The 20,570-nt window shown below is 41.3% G+C and carries 14 protein-coding genes; 5 read left to right on the top strand and 9 right to left on the bottom strand.

Annotated features, from left to right (window positions below; translation table 11 throughout):
* Nucleotides 1-234: 234 nt before the first annotated feature.
* Together rsmA and ABFV72_RS08090 are read left to right on the top strand one after the other, a co-directional pair.
* A complete protein-coding gene (gene rsmA / locus ABFV72_RS08095) occupies nt 235-1,098 on the top strand; it encodes a 16S rRNA (adenine(1518)-N(6)/adenine(1519)-N(6))-dimethyltransferase RsmA (RefSeq protein WP_057760387.1) in 864 nt (287 codons plus the stop codon).
* A 141-nt stretch (nt 1,099-1,239) separates the two neighbouring features.
* Nucleotides 1,240-2,076, top strand: coding sequence for a symmetrical bis(5'-nucleosyl)-tetraphosphatase (locus tag ABFV72_RS08090; RefSeq protein WP_347163117.1), 837 nt, complete (start codon nt 1,240-1,242; stop codon nt 2,074-2,076).
* Between the two features lie 257 nt (nt 2,077-2,333).
* Here ABFV72_RS08090 and ABFV72_RS08085 read toward each other — a convergent pair whose 3' ends face one another.
* Nucleotides 2,334-2,705 carry a hypothetical protein gene (locus ABFV72_RS08085; protein ID WP_347163116.1) on the bottom strand — a complete coding sequence of 124 codons (372 nt, stop codon included), beginning with the start codon at nt 2,703-2,705 and terminating at the stop codon, nt 2,334-2,336.
* Between the two features lie 313 nt (nt 2,706-3,018).
* Between ABFV72_RS08085 and ABFV72_RS08080 the strand changes: the two genes are divergently transcribed.
* From ABFV72_RS08080 to ABFV72_RS08070, 3 genes are read left to right on the top strand one after another with little or no spacing between them, the layout of a single operon-like run.
* Nucleotides 3,019-3,948 (top strand): hypothetical protein, encoded by a 930-nt coding sequence (locus ABFV72_RS08080; RefSeq protein ID WP_347163115.1) that lies wholly within the window; start codon nt 3,019-3,021, stop codon nt 3,946-3,948.
* Nucleotides 3,949-3,961: 13 nt separating this feature from the next.
* A complete protein-coding gene (locus ABFV72_RS08075) occupies nt 3,962-4,924 on the top strand; it encodes a hypothetical protein (protein WP_347163114.1) in 963 nt (320 codons plus the stop codon).
* A complete protein-coding gene (locus ABFV72_RS08070; protein ID WP_347163113.1) occupies nt 4,921-5,442 on the top strand; it encodes an endonuclease V in 522 nt (173 codons plus the stop codon). The genes ABFV72_RS08075 and ABFV72_RS08070 overlap by 4 nt, the downstream gene beginning before the upstream one ends.
* A gap of 139 nt (nt 5,443-5,581) precedes the next feature.
* On the opposite strand, the gene ABFV72_RS08065 is transcribed toward ABFV72_RS08070, so the two are convergent.
* From ABFV72_RS08065 to ABFV72_RS08030, 8 genes are all read right to left on the bottom strand, one after another.
* On the bottom strand, nt 5,582-8,026 hold the full coding sequence (locus tag ABFV72_RS08065; RefSeq protein WP_347163112.1) for a site-specific recombinase: 2,445 nt from the start codon (nt 8,024-8,026) through the stop codon (nt 5,582-5,584).
* Between the two features lie 237 nt (nt 8,027-8,263).
* Entirely contained in the window at nt 8,264-10,048 is a 1,785-nt protein-coding gene (locus tag ABFV72_RS08060) for an acyl-CoA dehydrogenase C-terminal domain-containing protein (RefSeq protein ID WP_102092994.1), read from the bottom strand.
* Nucleotides 10,049-10,396: 348 nt separating this feature from the next.
* Nucleotides 10,397-12,190 carry an acyl-CoA dehydrogenase C-terminal domain-containing protein gene (locus tag ABFV72_RS08055; protein ID WP_101204980.1) on the bottom strand — a complete coding sequence of 598 codons (1,794 nt, stop codon included), beginning with the start codon at nt 12,188-12,190 and terminating at the stop codon, nt 10,397-10,399.
* A 604-nt stretch (nt 12,191-12,794) separates the two neighbouring features.
* Nucleotides 12,795-14,507, bottom strand: coding sequence for a putative bifunctional diguanylate cyclase/phosphodiesterase (locus ABFV72_RS08050; RefSeq protein WP_347163111.1), 1,713 nt, complete (start codon nt 14,505-14,507; stop codon nt 12,795-12,797).
* Between the two features lie 173 nt (nt 14,508-14,680).
* Nucleotides 14,681-15,577, bottom strand: a complete 897-nt coding sequence (locus ABFV72_RS08045) for a 16S rRNA (uracil(1498)-N(3))-methyltransferase (protein WP_347163110.1) — start codon at nt 15,575-15,577, stop codon at nt 14,681-14,683.
* Nucleotides 15,578-15,877: 300 nt separating this feature from the next.
* The gene (gene metF / locus ABFV72_RS08040; RefSeq protein ID WP_057760372.1) at nt 15,878-16,726 is read right to left on the bottom strand and encodes a methylenetetrahydrofolate reductase [NAD(P)H]; all 849 of its coding nucleotides are present in this window, start codon (nt 16,724-16,726) and stop codon (nt 15,878-15,880) included.
* Nucleotides 16,727-16,739: 13 nt separating this feature from the next.
* Nucleotides 16,740-18,164 carry an adenosylhomocysteinase gene (gene ahcY, locus ABFV72_RS08035; RefSeq protein ID WP_347163109.1) on the bottom strand — a complete coding sequence of 475 codons (1,425 nt, stop codon included), beginning with the start codon at nt 18,162-18,164 and terminating at the stop codon, nt 16,740-16,742.
* Between the two features lie 352 nt (nt 18,165-18,516).
* Entirely contained in the window at nt 18,517-20,439 is a 1,923-nt protein-coding gene (locus ABFV72_RS08030) for a TonB-dependent receptor plug domain-containing protein (protein WP_347163108.1), read from the bottom strand.
* Nucleotides 20,440-20,570: the final 131 nt, after the last annotated feature.

Here is a 20,570-nt window from a genome sequence, read left to right as displayed (position 1 = left end):
ACTAGCGCTTGTTTTGACGCTGCCATTTAGCATAATCAGAGTTTATATTAAATGGATGTAGAGGTAAAAAATTACTGGGTCGGTTACTCGAAAGCATAGCTCGTCTATCGATAATAATTATTCAAAAACACAGCCTAATTATGAGCTGTGGTATAATTTATCATTATAAAGTCAGCGTATCGCTGCCATTACATTATCATCGCCCATTTATCTTTTATACATTAAGACTCTTTTATGTCCAAAACTTCATTTGATGCTCAAACTATTTCTAACAGCTTACGTGCTGCCAAACATCAGCCGCGTAAGCGCTTTGGCCAAAACTTCTTGCATGATACTAGCGTCATTCGCGAAATCGTCGAAAGTATTCGTCTAGAGCGCGATGACAATTTGATCGAGATTGGGCCTGGTATGGGCGCATTGACCGAGCCGTTATTGGCAGAAGTAGATGCAATGACAGTCGTGGAGCTGGATCGCGATTTGGCAGATAGCTTGCGTATTCGTATCGGTGCCAATAGCCATCCAAACTTTGAGATTATCAAAGACAACGCGATGCATGTGGACTACCGTGAGCTATATAGTGAAGAGCGCGGTAAGCTGCGCGTAGTGGGTAACCTGCCGTATAACATCTCAACGCCTATCTTATTTCATCTGCTTAGCTATGCCGATGTGATTCAAGACATGCATTTTATGTTGCAAAAAGAAGTGGTTGAGCGTATTACAGCCGATGTGGGTAGCAAGACCTATGGCCGTTTATCGGTCATCATGCAGTACCATTGTGATACAGATTATTTGCTGACCGTTCCTCGCGGTGCGTTTAATCCACCACCAAAGGTGACTAGTGCCGTGTTCCGCCTGACGCCGCATATCAACAAACCAGTAGTCGCAAATGATGAAGAGCATTTTGCTATTGTCGTGCGTGAGACTTTTAACCATCGTCGCAAGACGCTACGGGCTATCTTTAAAAAATCAACGTTGCTGCCGACATTGAGCGAAGACGATTTTGCGGCTTGTGGTATCGATCCGCAGGCACGACCTGAGACATTAAGCGTCACAGATTTTGTGAACCTAAGCAATCATTCACAACAGCTAGACGTATAATGTATTTTCAATGAATAATAGCATGCTACTAACCGTCAATTATAATGGCGGTTTTTTATGCTTTATTTTTATGATTAGTGCTTAGATATTTATTTCTTATCGAGCTGTCTTTAACTATCGGGTTTAAATCGTTGAGGTATTATGAGTTTTCGCCATCAGTATGTTATCGGTGACTTACAAGGTTGCTATGCTGCGTATCTACAATTGCTAAAAACACTGGATTTCGATCCTGCCCAAGACAAATTATGGTTTGCTGGTGATTTGGTAGCACGCGGTGAAGATTCATTGAACACGCTGCGTCATGTCAAAGCGTTGTGTGAGCAGGGCGCAGCGGCAACGGTATTGGGCAATCATGATCTTAATTTGATAGCAGTCTGGCGCGGGGCAGCCAAGCTTAAAAATAAAGACAAAACCGCATCTATCTTTGCTGCGGATGATTGTGATGAATTACTCGAATGGTTACGCAGGCAGCCGATATTGGCGTATCCTGATGAGCACACGGTGCTGGTACATGCGGGTATTCCACCGCATTGGAGTATTGAAACTGCCGCAGGATATGCACAGCAATTAGAAGCTCAGCTGCAAAGTAATTTGGTGCAGCTCGACCAATTGCTGCCGAATCTATATAGCAAAGAAGCGGATGACTGGCATGCAGGTATTGAAGGATTTACTAAGATGCGGGCGATTGCTAATTACTTTACGCGTATGCGCTTGTGTAAGCAGGATGGGTCGCTTGAGTTTAGCTTTTCAGCAGGCTTAGATGAAGCTATGCCAACCGATTTTTTGCCTTGGTTTGAGTGGCAAGTACCGCGCACTCGTAAGATACTATTTGGACATTGGGCTGCGCTAAAAGGAGAGATTGATTTGCTACATGCGCGCGCACTCGACGGTGGCTGCGTGTGGGGTAATTATCTATTGGCTTATAGATTGGGTGACGGCAAGGTAATGACCTCAAGCGCACAGTGCCCGAGTCCATAAAGAGGATTATAAGCGTCTACAAGGCTAAATAAATAGTCTGTTATAAGTAGTTCCATTATAGCAGTCTGTTTTAAGTAGTCTGTTTTAAGTAGTCTGTTTTAAGTGGTCTGTTTTAAGTAGTCTGTTTTAAGTAGTCTGTTTTAAGTGGTCTGTTTTAAGTCGTCTGTTTTAAGTGGTCTGTTAATAGGTTTGAAGGGTAAGACAATTGGTTCCGCTGGGATATACCTTTTGAGAGAAAATAATTTATTTGTAAAAATTTATACTTGATACCCATTTATTATAGCTCGATCATTTAATAGGCTATAGACTTTTTCAAATAGCTCATCAGCTTTCTCATGACCATCATGATAGTCATGCCAAAAATTTCCATGGAACTCGATTGGTTGTAATCGATAATAGCCCTTAAAACCACTATTCAATTCATACCACTCCCAGTTTTGAGGTATTTGAGAGTCAGTCACATCAAAGAGCGCTAAGCTGAAAACACAAGGTGTTCCATCATCATTTCTTCGGATAGTAATTAAAGGTTGTTTTTCATCTGGTCTTATACTAATAGAAATAACGATATAGTTCTTTCCCAGCGTTAAAGAGCTATTATTATCATCCAACTTTGTGTATTTAACGATCATGGTGTGATAGTTCCTTTAATTTTATAGTGATTAAAGTATTCTCGAATACTAGCAGCTCGATGCCTGTATAGCGCACCGATCATAGATAGATAGAGTATGTATGGTAAGTACACCATAAAGTACACTGTGGCTATCTCAGTAATTCAAAACCTCGATATCATTAGCCTACAGTCAAAGATTCAAGTCCTCACTAGGGTACCGAACTGGCGAAAGCACCTAATTGGTTCGGCATATATATATCTTAAAGTGAATTATTCTAACATTACCGCTTCTACTAGCACGATTAATGACTCCTCTTTCAGAGAAGATTAACATGAGTAATATGCAACGATTGAAATCAACATTGTTAAATAAAAGTAACGGTAAATGGTATCAGAAGGGTAAATGGTATCAGCGCGATAAGCTATACACAGGCATTATCTTCTTTGATAAACCTGACCATCAACTTGAAGCTTATGAGGTCAAAAACGGAGAGATTAGTAAACCGTATGTCTCACCGTGTCAGATAGGGCTATCTTCACCTATTCAAATAGACTCTTCAGGGTTTTGTAATGAAGATGAAGACGAGTATGGTTGTGGAACAATACCGCAACTTTATCAAGATAAGTTATATCAAGGTATGTCATATACCTTTGATGAAGGTATCTGCGATAGAGAGATCTATACCATTGAAAATGGCGAAACAGAAAATCAGATCATGTGGAAGACCCAAACCTATGAACCATTCATGTTTGAGCTTCGATATGAGGATAAGCAGTCAGGTTTCAATTATTCGAACACTAGTAAAGAATATGTAACTTTTGGGTATGGTAAAACTTGTAAAGAAACCAATCAACTTGAGGAGATTTCTATCAAGTATATATGGAAGGAAAATACAATAGGTAAATTAACAATCATAGGCAACATTCTTACCTCAAGAAACTACCTTGACTGCCCAATTCCTTTACCAAAAATGTACGAGTTAATCGAGAACTATCGGTATTTTATATTTGATAAGTTTGTATCTCTACATATAAATGAAGATATGATAGTTAAATTATTCTATATATGGGTAGCAAACAATAGCTTGAAAAATGTAGAAAAAATACACATCAGTGGTCTGGACGGTTTAAACGATTTAGATATTTTTAGTAATAAACAGATTTTTGGCTCCCTGCGAAAAATATTCCTAAATAAAAAAACATCCTTAAAGCAAGTAGAGAGACTTAAGGCCATTGCACCTGATATTGATGTCATATACTAATATGGATAAAGCAATGAAACGACTCAAATCAACGCTATTGACTGAACTAGATGGCCGATGGTATTACCAGCATCAACTTTACACTGGAATTTTATTTTTTGATAAAGAAAATTATTTAATAGAAGTTTTCGAGGTCGCAGATGGTGTAATAACCAAACTTTATACGCCTATTTGCCAATATAAGCCTATTTCATATCCACAAATAGACTGTAGTGATTTCTGGAATATAGATGAAGACGACTATGGTTGTGGGATGATTCCGCAACGTTACATGGGTGAACCATATCATGGTATATCTTATACTTTCTTCAATGGTATATGTAAAAGTGAAACATACACAGATGAAAAAGGACAAACTTTTAATTCAATATTATGGTATGAAAATAAAGAAGACCCTTATGAATTTGAATTAAATTATGCTGATTATGAGAGTGGGAGCTACGTATATACGGAATGTTTTTCCTTAGAAGAAAGCACAGACTCTGGAAGCTTTTCTTATAGGAAGTATGACGAGAGAGATAGTAATAAAAGACTGAAGCATATTTTCGTAAGTAATAACTTTAGAACCGATAGAGTGACAGGGTTTGGTGCTGCTGGTAATGAAATCCAAGAAAAAGACTATCTTAAATGTCCTTTTTCTCTACCTAAATATTTTGAATTGCTAGAGAACTACAAGACATTGAAAATGAATAGCAATTGGTTCAGAATTTGGCTTAGCGATGATATTAATGAGTCATTAGTTAGAGAATGGATATTGAATAAATCTCTTGCTGAGACAGAGTCTATCTTGGTATTAGATATTGAACATCTTGATACCTTAATTTCTTTCAATGATAAAATTAACCTCCCATACTTGAAGAGGTTAGAATTGAAAAATAGCCAGCTTGCTGGAAAAGATACTTTTGATCAAAAAGAAATGGATAAAGTTAACGCATTAAAAGCAACTCATCCACATTTTGAGGTAGTAATAAATTGATTTTCCTAATTCTAGACGTACATTATAAAGAAAGCCAAGAAATCGATGCAATTACAGCAACTGTTGCAGGTATTCGCTTTGAAGGCATTGAGCAATCCCGTGTTCTAAGCGAGCATATTGTAGAAGTTAATGACATTGCGCCTTATGAGCCAGGTCAGTTCTATAAACGAGAAATGCCTTGCTTACTGGCCTTGATCAACCAAATCAAAGAGCCTTTTGATGTGATTATCATAGACGGCTATGTATTTTTGGATGGTGTTAGTAAAGCAGGATTGGGTAAGTATTTATACGATAATCTTGCTAATAAAAAGCCTATCATCGGTATTGCTAAAAACCATTTCTATGACATTACTAAAGACTATGCTGTTTGGCGAGGGATAAGTAAGCGCCCTCTATATGTCACCAGTATTGGTATAAACATTACAATGGCGAAAGAGATGGTCAGTGAAATGGAAGGTGAACATCGAATACCTAAAATGGCCGCTGATGTAGATAAACTCGGGCGTGTCATAAATTAGAACATCTATACCTATTGAAAGAATTTGGACTACAGCCCAACACTCACTAGGGAACCGCACTTCTTCCCATAACGGGCGTTATGACAAATAATTCTAACATCAACAGACGATCGAGCAAAAACCCACCGCAACTACCTATTTAACTAGGCAGCTTTGGTGGTTTTTTAGGTTTTGGTAAAGGTGTTTTTGCGTCACCAGTTTGCTTATCATCAGAGTCAGTATGGTGTGGCTCATCACTAACAACATCGTTATCAATCGTACTTATCGTTTTGGTGGTCTTGTCGTATTGGATATCATCGGTATAAGGAACACTGTTTAGTTCGTCATCGACTAAACCATCGTCCAAATCCATGATCTTTTCAGGAGAGCTGTACGGCTGCGTATGCTCATCTGTCGGCTGCTTTTCATAGTTGATGTCGGTGTTGGTCTGGGAATGTTGAGCATCAGCATGTTTAGATTCAGGCAATATCCTGACATCAGACAGACGCCTTACTACATAATTACTTGGTATAGATTTGCCATTTTTTTGTGCTGAAGTATCATCAAATATCATGTGACCCTGACTATCGATGCGCGCATATTTCATTGGCTTATCACGTGGCCAGAAAAAGTCAGACGGATGGCTAATAATATGGCCAAATACCAGTTTTGTGAGGCGACTCCATTCAAAAAATCGAACTTCTTTAGAACGTAGGGCGACAAACAGTGCCAGTGAAAAGCTAACGATTAAGTTGACCAGACCAATAAGTGCCACACCAAGTATAGAAATTAGAATGAGGCTCCAGCTGATGTCATCAGCAGATATGTTGAATAGTCCGTGTGCCAAGTTTGCTGAAGCAAAGGCAATGTGACGAATATCAATTGGTAAGCCGAAGATATAGCCGATAGTCGCGGTACTACCTAAGAACACCCCGAACAAGAAGTTACCCATGATAGCGCCCAAATTGGCTTCTATAAAGCCGCCTAAACGCTGAAGCCATGAGCTAGGCAATATGTATTTCAACAATCTGTGACGTTGTATACGTGCGCCTACGTTGTTATAAACTGCCAAGTTGTCGTAGTAACCGGCAATCAAACCAGATAAGAACAGATAAACCCCAGCAATGGCAGCATGGGGAAGTGCTAATGAGTGAAAGGGGTCAAGATCATGTAGCAGGTGTCCTGCTTTCTCAGTGTCAATCATTGGCGCGCCAGTATATTGCAACCAAGCAAAAGATATGATCAAGGCGACGGGTACGGCCAACATGACATTACCCATGATAGCGATAAACTGGGTACGCAAGATATCGACGACCAATTCTGATAGCTTAGTCAACTGATGTGATTTTTTACCAGAGCCTTCAGAAATAGTAGAAGCGATTGCAGCAGCGGTCATGGCTGGCTGCTTGGTCGCGACTGTGCCGCGAATAACATGAATAAATACGAAGCCCAAACCATAGATCATACTGTTGATGAACGCGCGTCCCATGGGTGCGAGCGCTAAGTGGTACGCCAGTATTTTTATAGTTGCCATAAATGCAATGATAAAGCCACCAATAGAGGCTTTTTTAAGCATCTTTTGATAACCAGCTTTATCGGTACTAATATAATGCTCACCGACGCGGCTGGCATTTTCTGTGACTTTGCGAGAGAGCAGTTTGGTATTGTTATCAATCAAATAACCAATACTATAGCGCTGATTGGCCGTAGTAATGAGCGCCTGTATCAGTTCAATAACAGCGCGATCTCGTTTCTGATTATCGTCTGTGACCAACTCAGTCAAAATCCGCATACGCTGCAAGCTTTGATCTAAACGCAGCATCATATTGGTCAAACGGATAGAAATACCAGTTTTATAAATTCGCTTGCGTACGGTAGCGACGATATCTTCGCACTGTTCAAGCATAACCAATAGAGGTGCGGGATCGACTGCTTGCTCAGGCGTAATATCTGTCAAGGTATCAAGCTCATGTGCTTGACGATATTGATTAACGAAGAGTACGGCTTCTTGATTTTGTGCAACAAAAGACGCGGAATAATTCAGTATCTGCGGATACGACTCCATCAAATCAGGATGCAAGCCGATACCGCTGATGCGATAAGATAAAATGATAATGGCGTTTAAAATACTGTTTTTTGCGGTAGCGACTAGGTTTAAATGTTTCTCTTCTACGCGAACTAGCTCAACCAGTTTGTCCCATTTTTCCTTTTCGATATTGGCCAGCCAGCGTTCATCAGAGCGTTTATTAAATAAGTAGCCCACCAGTTCAACGACAGAGTCATCTTGTGGTAATAATGGTAGAAACCGATGGCCTATTAAACGGCGTAAACTGTTAAAAAACCCTTGATCGGACATAATGCCAGTATCGGTATACAGCGCAATTTGTCGATATTGGATAATCAGTTTTAGCACAAAACTAGACAGCCCATCTCCATATTCTGGATGCTGATGTATGATATCAATAAGGGATTGAATTTTTTCGTTGGCCAATGCAGGTTCTTTATCACTGACTCGCAGCTCATCAATCAAGCGTTTGAGTACCGCAGGATCTGGCACGTCGCTCAAGGCAGTAATCTGTTGTAAAATGCGTTTTAATTCTGACACGTCGCACCCTTTATCATGGTTGTTTCAATCGTTTTTATTATTTAAGTCGGTATAAGTGGTTGAGTAATGTTTACCAATCGTTCAATTGTAGTCGAGCGACATCTTGTCTTGCGTTATTTTAATCGGAACTGCCAATTGATATTGAATTATTTTGTTAGCAGTTATTTTGACAAAAAAAAGGACAGTAACACGACTGTCCTTTTAATCAAGGTATTTTAGGTTAGTTTTAAAGCTAACTTAGCTTGCAGGAACGTCGAAATAAGCAAGATCAAAGTTCATCATTGGGTCACTACCAGCTTTGACCATTTGTGCATGAGCATCGATACGTGGTAAGACACGACCGACGAAATAGTCAGCAAGCTTGGCTTTATTAGTATAAAACTCGCCTTCTTTGCCATTAGCGGCTTCTACCATCAACGCAAACATGTACGAGTAGGCGAGGTAGCCAAACGCATGCATGTAGTCAACCGCACAGCCATTGATTTCGTTTTTGCGTTCGCCGATATTGTTAAGCACAGTGGTGGTTAGCTCTTCGATGGTATCTGCTGCATTTAACGTAGCTTGTTTGATAGCGTGGTCTGCTTGCATGTTGTTAACAAAGTCACGAATCTCACCTAAGAAATGAGTGACGTACTTGCCGTTGTTACGAGCAACTTTACGACCTAACAAGTCAAGCGCTTGAATACCGTTGGTGCCTTCATAAATCTGTGCAATACGTGTATCACGAACGATCTGCTCCATACCCCATTCGCGGATATAGCCATGACCACCAAAGACTTGCTGACAATCAACAGTTGCTTCTAGTGCTTTATCAGTCAGGAACGCTTTAGCAACCGGTGTCAGTAGGGCAACACGAGCTGCCGCCGCTTTGGCTGACTCAGGATCGGTACTAAACTTCTCTTCATCAAGATTTTTGGCAACGTACATCGCAAAACAGCGCGACGCTTCAGTATTTACTTTAGCATTCAATAGCATACGACGGACGTCAGCATGGTGAATAATAGCATCAGCAGGTTTTTCTGGGCTTTGTAGCTGGGTATCGCTACGGCCTTGACCGCGGTCATTGGCATATAACGCTGCATTTTGATAGGCAAGCTCAGAACCACCAAGGCCTTGCAAGCCCATAGTGACACGCTCGTAGTTCATCATGATGAACATTGATGATAGACCAGTGTTTTCCGCGCCAACCATCCAGCCTTTAGCGTTATCAAAGTTCATGACACAAGTCGCAGAGGCTTTGATACCCATTTTGTGTTCGATAGAACCGACAGCTAACGTATTGCGCTCGCCTAAGCTACCATCTGCATTGACCAAGAATTTTGGTACGACAAATAGTGAGATACCTTTTGAACCTTCTGGTGCATTAGGTGTTTTTGCCAATACCAAATGAATGATATTGTCAGTAAGGTCATGCTCACCACCAGTGATAAAGATTTTGGTACCAGAAATATCATAGCTACCGTCATCATTAGGCACGGCTTTGGTTTTGATAATACCCAAATCAGTACCAGCATGCGGCTCTGTCAAGCACATAGTGCCCGCCCATTCGCCGTTGTACATTTTTTCTAGATAAGTTTGCTTTTGCTCTTCAGAGCCAGCTGCATTTAAACAAAGCGTCGCACCGACTGTTAGGTTTGGATATAGGGCAAATGATTGGTTGGCAGTGAAAACCATCTCTTCGGTGAGCATGGTAACCATTTTAGGGAAGCCCTGACCGCCGTATTCAGCATTACCGCTTAAGCCAACCCAGCCTGATTCAGCATATTGCTTATAGGCTTCTTTGAATCCTGTCGGCGTAGTGACAACGCCATCACCTTCGAAAGTTGCGCCTTCTTCATCACCGCTACGGTTAATAGGAAGTAGAATGTTTTTTGACAGTTTTCCCATTTCTTCTAAAATCATATCGACAGTTTCCATGTCGACATGAGCCAAGTTTTCGTTGTTTTGCCAAAACTCTGGCGCTTTGAATACGTCATTTAAGATAAAGCGCATGTCATTAAGAGGGGCATTATAAACAGCCATAAACATTCCTTTGGTTCAAATAATTAAAATTGAAGTTGTTAAGATTATCAACTGTTCTTTTGGTATAACCTTAGCGATTAATAATCAAAGTTTAACAAATAAGCTTGTGAGCGAGTGTATTTCTTCGTGAATTGTGCGTACACCAAAAGTTAGCAGCTGCTATTGAAGTGCTTATAGACACCTCACTGATAACTATAATGTGAGAAGGTAGACAGGTCGGTACTTATAGACAGTTGCTATAGTCAAAACTATGTTGATAGTCGTCATAAGCATCTGAAAAACAAAGCGGCAACACACCGAAGTATGTTGCCGCTCAGGACTATACGATTACGAAGTTTAGCGCTTTAATTAAAAGGCAAACTGATCAACGTCCATGCTCATGTATGGCTCCACACCAGTGCTGATACGCTGTACGTGCGTAGTAGTACGTGGCAATAGCTTAGCAAAGTAGAACTGAGCCGTTTTAACTTTAGCGTCATAGAATGCTTTTTCGCCAGTACCGTTTGCGATAGCAGTCTGAGCAACCAGTGCCATACGCGCCCATAAGTAGGCTAGGGTCACATAACCGCTGAAATACATATAGTCTACTGCAGCGCCGCCGACAGCATCTGGCGTTTCAGTTGCTTGCATGCCAATGCGTGCAGTCAAATCGCCCCATTCTTTGAGATGTTTCGCAAGTGGGCGAATAAACTGACCCATTTCATCGTTTTCTTTGTTTTCTTCACAGAATTCTTGGATAACGTTTACAAAGTTAGCAAGTAGCTTACCTTGTGAACCCAAGACTTTACGACCTAACAAGTCAAGCGCTTGAATCTCTGTGGTACCTTCGTATAAGCAAGAAATGCGTGTATCACGTACGTTCTGCTCCATACCCCATTCGCTAACGAAACCATGACCACCATAAACCTGAATACCATGGTTGGCAGCTTCTAGACCTGTTTCAGTCAAGAACGCTTTAGCAATTGGTGTCAGTAGTGACAACATTTGATCAGCAAACTTCAACTCTTCGCCTTCGCCTTTTGCGACGGTATCTGCAAAATGTGAGAGATAATAAACTAGCGCACGACCGCCTTCAGCAAAGGCTTTTTCCGTCAATAGCATGTTACGAACAGCTGGATGTACGATGATAGGATCAGCCGCTTTCTCTGGTGCTTTCGTACCTGATAACGAGCGCATCGCTAAGCGGTCTTTTGCATAAGTCAATGAGCCTTGGAATGCATACTCTGCTGCAGTCAAACCTTGCACAGCAGTACCGATACGTGCCACGTTCATAAAGGTGAACATACACTGTAGGCCGCGGTTTTCAGGTCCAATCAAGTAGCCCGTTGCGCCATCGAAGTTCATGACACAAGTTGCAGAGGCTTTGATACCCATTTTGTGTTCGATAGAGCCACAAACGACATTGTTGCTTTCGCCAACGCTACCATCTGCGTTGACCGTCATTTTAGGAACGATAAACAGGGAGATACCTTTGGTACCAGCAGGCGCGCCTGGTAGACGAGCCAATACAATGTGGATGATGTTACCGGTTAGGTCATGCTCACCAGCAGAGATGAAAATCTTTTGCCCCGTGATGCTATAGCTACCATCTTCTTTAGGCTCAGCTTTGGTACGGATAATACCCAAGTCAGAACCCGCATGCGCTTCAGTAAGACACATGGTGCCTGACCATTCGCCAGTGACCATTTTCTCTAAATAGGTTTGTTTTTGCTCGTCAGTACCATGATGCTCGATGGTTTGAATAGCACCATGTGATAGACCAGGGTACATAGAGAATGACCAGTTAGCCGTACCAACCATTTCATTGATGACAGTAGACAATGAGAACGGCATGTTTTGGCCGCCGAAATCTTCTTCAGCAGACAAAGCAGGGAAGCCAAGCTCACAATACGCGTCATAAGCTTCTTTAAAGCCTTTTGGCGTAGTGACCTTACCATTGTCAAACTTACAGCCTTCAGCATCACCGCTTTGGTTCAATGGCGACAGTTCGTTTTCAGCAAAGCTTGCAGCCATTTCAAATAGGCTGTCCATTAGCTCGCGGTCAGCTTCTTGGAACGCAGGCAAAGTTTTGTAGTGGCTTTCACTATCGAGTAGTTCATGCATAACGAATTGGATATCACGTAAGGGCGCTTTGTATTGCATAACTTCCTGTCCTTTTTGGAATGTAACCGATCATAGCCAATAATGAGTATATGGTCGCACTATCCTCTAGTGCGTTATTCTTACCTAGCCAATCTGAAAATCTAAATAAAGGATAAACAGTAAAGCAGGTCAACCATGCTATCGATTACATAAAATAGTGTTGAAAAGAGTGGTGATTGTCAGAGTCAATGAGAGATTAAATGTGCTCTAACAAATTCACTATAAAAGATAGGCTTTCATAGGTGATTATACAAGTTTGGTGACAGGACTGATAAGTCATGAACCTATCTTGCATCGGTTATGCAATCGACGTTAGGCACTAGGAAACAGTAGCATTAAGCATATGAAAACTCTAACGTTACTAAGACAGATAGTCCTTTATACGACCAGTATTAACATGAAAAAATGACAGCCAAAAAAATAGCGTTCGCCATAAAGACAAACGCATCGGTATAAATTACAACACTATTTGGTAGAACCGAGCCTGTAAGTTATTTCACAGATATAAACGCGATAAACCGTGATAAACATTAAACATGATCGTATGCTAGGAGTCTGAACATAGTAGCTTATGGTTAATAAGTTATAGCGAATAGCTTAGCGTTTACTCAGAACAGTTTTGTTTAATCAGCATCGCAGTGGCAACATCAGCAGCCACGGGTTTGCTAAACCAATAGCCCTGACCAATTTTGCAACCCATATCTAACAACACATCACGCTGCTGCTCAGTTTCGATACCTTCAGCAACGACTTGCATGTCTAAAGCGACTGCTAAGTCTAAAATGGCTTTTACAATCGCGTGCTGGGTACGATCGGTTTCAATATTGGAGATAAAGCTCTTATCAATCTTGATAAAATCAAATGGGTATTCTTGTAAGTAGCTCAATGATGCATAACCAGTACCGAAATCATCGAGCGCTAGACGTACGCCAAGCTCTCTGAGCGAGTTAAGCTGTTTTTTTACATTGTCATGACGCTGAATCAAAGACGACTCGGTCACTTCGATATGCAACTGATGGGCAGCAACGTCATTCTCTGTAAGTAGTGTGCTGACCATATCAAAGAAGTCAGGGTGGCTAAATTCTGCGGCATCAGCGTTGATACAGACGTGTTGATGAAACCCTTGCTGTTGCCAAACGGAGAGTTGTTTGACGATTTTAATAGCCAGTTGCGAAAATAAATCAAAGGAGAGCTTGTGCGCGATAATGGCATTGATAAAATGAACAGGTTTGAGCAATCCGCGAGTAGGGTGTTGCCAACGTACCAATGCTTCAAAACCTGTGATAGCCCCAGTCTCTAATGAGAACTTTGGCTGATAATAAGGAACGAATTGACCTTCAGTGGTAGCCGTTCTAAGCTCAGACTCTAGCTCTAAACTACCAGCGGTGGCGCTTTCAATAGTCTCATCGTACCAGCGAATATCATCGCCACCGTGCTGCTTGACATAGTCCAATGCTTTTTCTGCTTTGGTCAATAAACCGGTTACTTCGTTATCATCTTTTGGAAAACAGCTGACACCCACAGAAATATGGTAATAGATATTTGCATCTGTCGCATGGCTCTTATCAGTAGAGAAGGGGCGTTCACACATTTGCATAAGTGTGTCTAATTGATGACGTACCATATTGGCATCTTTAACCTCAAACAGTAGCGCAAAATCATCACCACCAAAGTGAGAAAAAGAGCGTAAATTATGCAGCTTGAGCTTCTCGACTTCTTCTACAAAGTTTTTTATTAAGTCATTGGCACCATCAGGCCCTAGTAGGCTGGCAAGATTACGATAGCGATCAATGTTTAAGCGTACAAGGACAACCTCTTGGTAACTATCTAATAGCATGTCACTTGTCTGACTTAAAAATACCTTACGGTTAGGAAGCCCCGTAAGCTGATCATAGTTGAGTAAATGCGCGACCTGTTTTTGGTCTTTGATAACGGATGACATGTCACGTAACATACCCACATGGTAGGCTGTTTGCTCGACATAAATCTTGCGATAAGTGACATGACAATCAATAGGTTCGCCATAACGATTGATCATCGAAAAATCAAGTTCGTAAAATCCATGACTGTCTAGGTTTTTACTGATGTCTTTTAAGATCAGCTGCTCTGCTTCTGATAAAAACTCAGCAGCATAAATACCAAGTGGCCGACCAACCAAGAACTCTTCTTTGTAGCCAATCATAAGCTCATAACTGGCATTGACCGCTAAATAACGTAAATTATCATCTAATACAAATATGGCGTCTTCAAGCTGTTCACATAGCGTACTCATCAACTGCTGCTTGATTGATACTGGAATAGTGTCAAAATTGCTCATAATAGTGGCTCACAAAAGATAAGGGCTTATAAAAATAAGAACTGTATTATCAATTTATTAACATTGAGTTGGCATCGCGTTTTACTATGCACGATACAGAACAGACATTATTTTTGACTATAAGCATAAAAGATAAAAACTACGATAGTCATACTAGTACTTATCAGTTTTTACTAGGTGCTTAAGGCATGTAAAGTAGCTAACGCTACCACTGGTGCAGTCTCGGTACGCAAGACTCTTGTGCCGATTTGCCAAGGCTTAAAGCCAACACTCTCCGCTTGCTGACATTCATCTTGACTCAGACCACCCTCAGGCCCGATCAACAGTTTGATATAAGGGGTCTGTTGTTTGAGAGTATCAGATAGAGCGTTAGGCATGGCAGGCTGTCCTGCTGCTGGTACGCTCATCTGCACACACAGATCTGCAGCGTTTGCTAATACTTGGTAGTAAGGATCATGACTAAGCACAGAAACGATAGAACTGACGGCCATTTGCGCCTTCGTAATGTCAGTAGTCTTAGCCTCATTAGTCTTAGTATCAGAATTGGTATTGCTTAGCCATTCGTTGATAGATTGTGGCGCAAGAATAAGAGGTGGACGATTAAGACCGCATTGTTCACAAGCGGCTATTGCTACTTGTTGCCAATGCGCCAGTTTCTTTTCAACTTGAGCAGGTTTTAATGTGACTTCACCATGGTGGCTGCTGAGCAACTGAATGGCAGTCACCCCAAGCTCAGTTGCTTTTTGAATAGCATAATCCATACGCTCACCGCGGCTCATTACTAAGCCAATCTGAGTGATAGTAGGCGGCGTACGATCGTCGTCTATATGTGTAAGCAAAGTAGCAGTGGCATTTTTTTTACTGATTGCCTGTAGCTCTACTGTATATTCGCCGCCAAATCCATCGAACAAAATTCCTTGATCACCAATATTGGCTCGTAGTACACGGCACCAGTGATGGACAACACTATCGGGTAATTCGACATTGCTACCTAGCGGTAGCTCATTCAATTTAGGTAGTGATGAGGCATCAGCATTGTCGTTGTTAACGGCATAAAAAAAACGTCGCACGTGGTCTTATTCCTATTATTTGATTGAGTATAGTTATTATTAGATCTATAGAATATCACTTGAGACAATTAATGACATTTGTTTTATGAGAATTTTTCTTAATAAAGGAAATTATTTTTAGAGCAGCATTATTACATAGTGAAGAAATTTTTAAAAATCAAATAAGATAAAGTGTATGAATAAAACTGTAAAGAGTTATTGGTCAAAATTTTGACAATAAAAAACTGGCGCTCCTAGAAGCGCCAGTCATTGATAATGTATTCAGGAATGATGAAGGGATATTTTAGAATGCTTACAAATTTAAGCAGTCAATCCCAATGCTTCTACTAAGCGTTTGTTTGGCTCAACTTTGTTCATGCTATAAAAATGCATGGCAGGTACGCCCTCGGCAATCAAACGTTCACACAAGCGATAAACCACATCAAAGCCAAACTCACGAATAGCTTTACGATCATCACCAAAATCCGTCAACTGCTTACGTACATAGCGCGGAATATCAGCACCACAACTATCAGCAAAACGCAAGAGATTGCTCGAATTGGTAATTGGCATGATACCAGCGACCAAAGGCTGAGCTACTGTATCAATACCGCGTTTCTCTAACTTATCACGCAAGTACAGATAGCTGTCAGCGTTGTAGAAAAACTGGGTAATCGACGCATTGGCACCAGCTTGGTATTTATTTACCAGATTATCGATATCAAACTCAAAGCTACGCGCTTGTGGGTGCATTTCAGGGTAGGAGGCCACTTCGATATGGAAGTGATCACCTGAATGCTCACGAATGTACTTTACCAAATCTACCGCAAATGGTAGTTCACCCATGCCCACCTGACCTGATGGCAAGTCGCCGCGTAGCGCTACTAAACGTCTAATACCTAAAGTCTTATAATACTCGAGCAATTCAGCGATTTCACTTTTATCATCACCAATACAAGACATGTGCGGCGCGATTTCAGTGGTACCACGCGTACTTAGTGCCTGTACGATATCTAAGGTGCGGCTACGGGTTGAACCGCCCGCACCATAAGTTACCGAAAAATAAGCTGGTGACAACTTATTAAGCTCATCATAAGTGCTGAGAAGCTTTTCGTGACCTTGCTCGGTCTTTGCAGGAAAGAACTCAAAGGAGAAAGCAGGCTTACTCACAGTCAGGCTCCTTTTAGTATTTATAAGCGTCAGGCTTGAATGGACCTTCAACTGGCACACCCAAATACTCAGCTTGCTTTTGGGTCAGCTTAGTTAGCGTACCGTTAAAGCCTGCAACCATCGCAGCGGCCACTTCTTCGTCTAACTTCTTAGGCAATACTTTTACGTATAGGTTGTCAGTACGTTGGTCAGCTGGCAGGTCAGCGAATTTTTCTTCGAACAGATACATTTGAGCCAATACTTGGTTGGCAAATGAGCCGTCCATAACGCGTGATGGGTGACCAGTTGCGTTACCTAGGTTTACTAGGCGACCTTCAGCAAGCAAGATCAAATAATCGTTCTCATCGTCTGAGCGGAAGATTTGATGAACTTGTGGCTTGATCTCAACCCAGCGCCAGTTATCACGCATAAACTGAGTGTCGATTTCGGTATCAAAGTGACCGATGTTACATACCACAGCACCAGGCTTAAGAGCTGCTAGCATATGTCTATCACAAACATGGTAGTTACCAGTGGTCGTGACGATCATGTCAGTGTCTTCAAGCAAGCGTTTGTTGATGTTGTCTGCGCCGCCAGTGTTGTCACCATCGATGTATGGTGATAAGACTTCAAAACCGTCCATACATGCTTGCATAGCACAAATAGGGTCAACTTCTGAAACACGTACAATCATGCCTTCTTGGCGTAAGCTTTGTGTAGAACCTTTACCTACATCGCCATAACCGATAACCAAAGCGCGGCGACCAGCAAGGAACATATCGGTGGCGCGTTTAATAGCATCGTTTAAGCTATGACGACAGCCATATTTGTTATCGTTTTTAGACTTGGTAACCGCATCGTTGACGTTGATAGCTGGTACTTTAAGCGTACCTTTACCAAGCATTTCAACCAAGCGATGAACGCCAGTGGTGGTCTCTTCTGAGATACCATGGATGTTATCAAGAAGCTCTGCATAATCGCTGTGAATCAAAGCAGTTAAGTCACCGCCGTCATCCAAGATTAAGTTAGCATCCCAAAGTTGGCCTGACGCTTCGCCGCCAACATGTACTTGCTGACGTAGGCACCATTCATACTCTTCTTCTGTTTCGCCTTTCCAAGCATAAACAGAGATACCAGCAGCAGCAATTGCAGCAGCAGCATGGTCTTGAGTTGAGAAGATGTTACATGATGTCCAGCGTACTTCAGCACCTAGCGCGACTAGTGTCTCGATAAGTACGGCAGTCTGAATGGTCATGTGGATACAGCCAGCGATTTTCGCGCCTTTAAGCGGCTGGTCTGCTTCGTAGCGGCGACGCAAGCCCATTAGGGCAGGCATTTCGGCTTCAGCAAGGGTGATTTCACGGCGGCCGTAATCAGCAAGGCTGATATCAGCGACTTTATAGTCAGTGAAAGAGGGGTCGATCGTATGGGCAGATGGTGTAGTAGACACTGCGTCCATAATATGCTCCTATCAGTGGTTAACGAATGATAAAAAGAATAAAAACGCAGGTGCCGTTGTTTGCGCTGTGAGCGACCAAAAACATGGTCTTTCGACAGTTAACCGAGCCTAACATAACCTGTGATTGCATAACTATAGAATGTTAATGCAGTAAATCACTGTTATGGCGCAACACCTCTCGGAGGTCGTTATTGTAATAGATGAGTGGTTAATTGTCACCTATTGACTGAGATAAATGATAAGCAATCATGGCATAAGCACCTGTATATTTTTCATAGGTATAAAAAAAGGCCACCTGTAGATGACCTTTTATATTTAAACAAGCGCTAGAGTTTTATAGTGCTAAGTCAGCTTAGTACCAGTTGTAAGTTAGAGAGGTAAAGTAGTTAGTGCCGTCAGTGCTGTATTCTGTGCCGAACTGATTAGATAACGTGTAATCTTCGTCAGTGAGATTGTCAACGCGCAAGTTAGCACGAAGATTAGGTGTAATGTAAACAGAGCCACTTAAGTTTAGTAAGGTGTAATCATCTAACTTAGTCGTATTCGCCGCGTCGGAAAATCTTTCGTCGGTATACTTAGCTTCTAACCGCACATCAAACTTTGGCTGTTGATAGCCTACATAAATTGAACCGCTATTTTTAGGGCGGTAAACGAGGTAATTACCGTAAGTAGGCTCACCAAATGCAGGTTTTATAGGGTTTCTATCTTCTGCGTCTAAATAATTATATCCAAAGCCAAATAAGAAAGAATTGATTTGCCAATCTGACGTTAAACTTAAGCCTTTGATCTTTGCTTCTCCGATATTTTCCCCAGATGCTATTAAGTTTTCTGCATCAGTATGGTAACCAGTAAGTCGTGATAGCTGATTATCAGTGACATACTCCACGAATATTTCGGTGTTCTTAGTGGTTTCAGGTTTTAAGTTTGGGTTTTCATAGCCTGGGAAGTATAAATCGTTAAACGTAGGAGCACGAAACCCTGTGGCATAACTTGTACCAATACGTACACCTTTTAACGGACGTATAGCAGCACCTATATTGTAGGTGCTTTCATTGCCATATTGGGAATTATCATCAACACGGTAATTAGCTTGCAAGTCGTAATACGTGTCGGCTAATTGATAGCCGATAAAAGCACTTTTTATAGTGCGGCTATCGACATCGTATTCAGTAGTAGAGTCTATCTTTTGCTTTAGGTGTTCAAGTCCCAAAATCGCATGACCATCACCTGCTTTAATTTGGCTCTCTAAACGTGCATGGTCTTGCTCAGTATCAAAAACAGTGCTGTTATTTAAATCATTACCATCTTCATAAGTAGAGATTTCATCGATACTACGACCATAGCTTAGCTTAGTAGTAGCAAGATCGTTAGCGTGTTCAATAAATGATGTTGCTGAACCATTTTTCTGATCACTATGAGCATCAGGATGTACAGCTCCAGTTGTCCAATCAGCAAAACCATCAAATTCAGACGTTGATTTGTTGTATAAAGCGCTTAGACCTGCTTTTACATTAGGTGCGATTTTTTTTGTCACAGCAAGGCTTGCGGAAGTCATATTAAATCCATCGTCATCTGGATTGAAATTGCTTCCAGTTTCGACAGCATTGAAACCATCAGTATCAGTATGACTAATGCCTAAGCTAAGCGTTGTATCTTGATTGGTAAATTGACCATTTACTCCCAAGTTATAGAGGTTGTGAGACCCTGCTCCCGCCGTGACTGAAACGTTGTTTTGCTCGATGTTAGAGCCTTTGGTAAATATTTGAATGACACCGCCCATAGCGTCAGAGCCATATATACTAGAGCCTGATGCACCATATAGTATTTCGATACGGTCAATTTGATCAGCAGAAAGTAAGTTTAATGCTGGCGTGCCTAAAGAAATAGAGCTATAGCGGATGCCATCAATAAGTACAAGTATCTGCTTGCTATCGTAACCGCGCATGTAAAAGTTACTAACACTTCCCATACCACCACTTTGAGTAATGTTGATGCCCGGTTGATTCTTTAATACATCTGTTACGGTTTGACCTTGATAACGTTGTAACTCTTCCTTATTAATTACTCGTGTTTGCGCAATTACATTACTTGTCTTAGTAGGTGTACGAGTGGCTGTCACGACGATTTTATCAAGCTCAACTTGTGGTAGGTTACTATCGTTGATGGAAGTATTTTCAGAGGTAGCTGCCATTGCGGTATTTACTGCAAGTAAGCCAAGCGCGCTCAAAATACTTAAACGAAGATAGGTACGTGAAGATGCACGTGATACAGACATAGTCGATTCCAAAGTAATCAAGTTAAAAATGCAGAAATGAGAGGTAACTATTATGACGTAAAAGGGGTCAAAAGTTACAAAAAACAGTATATAAGCAAAACTGCGCTCATTATCTACAAATCGTTCTGCTT

Origin of the sequence: Psychrobacter proteolyticus (genome assembly GCF_039762275.1) — a bacterium.
GTDB classification, from domain to species: Bacteria; Pseudomonadota; Gammaproteobacteria; order Pseudomonadales; family Moraxellaceae; genus Psychrobacter; species Psychrobacter proteolyticus_C.
This window is presented reverse-complemented; position numbering and strand designations above follow the sequence as displayed.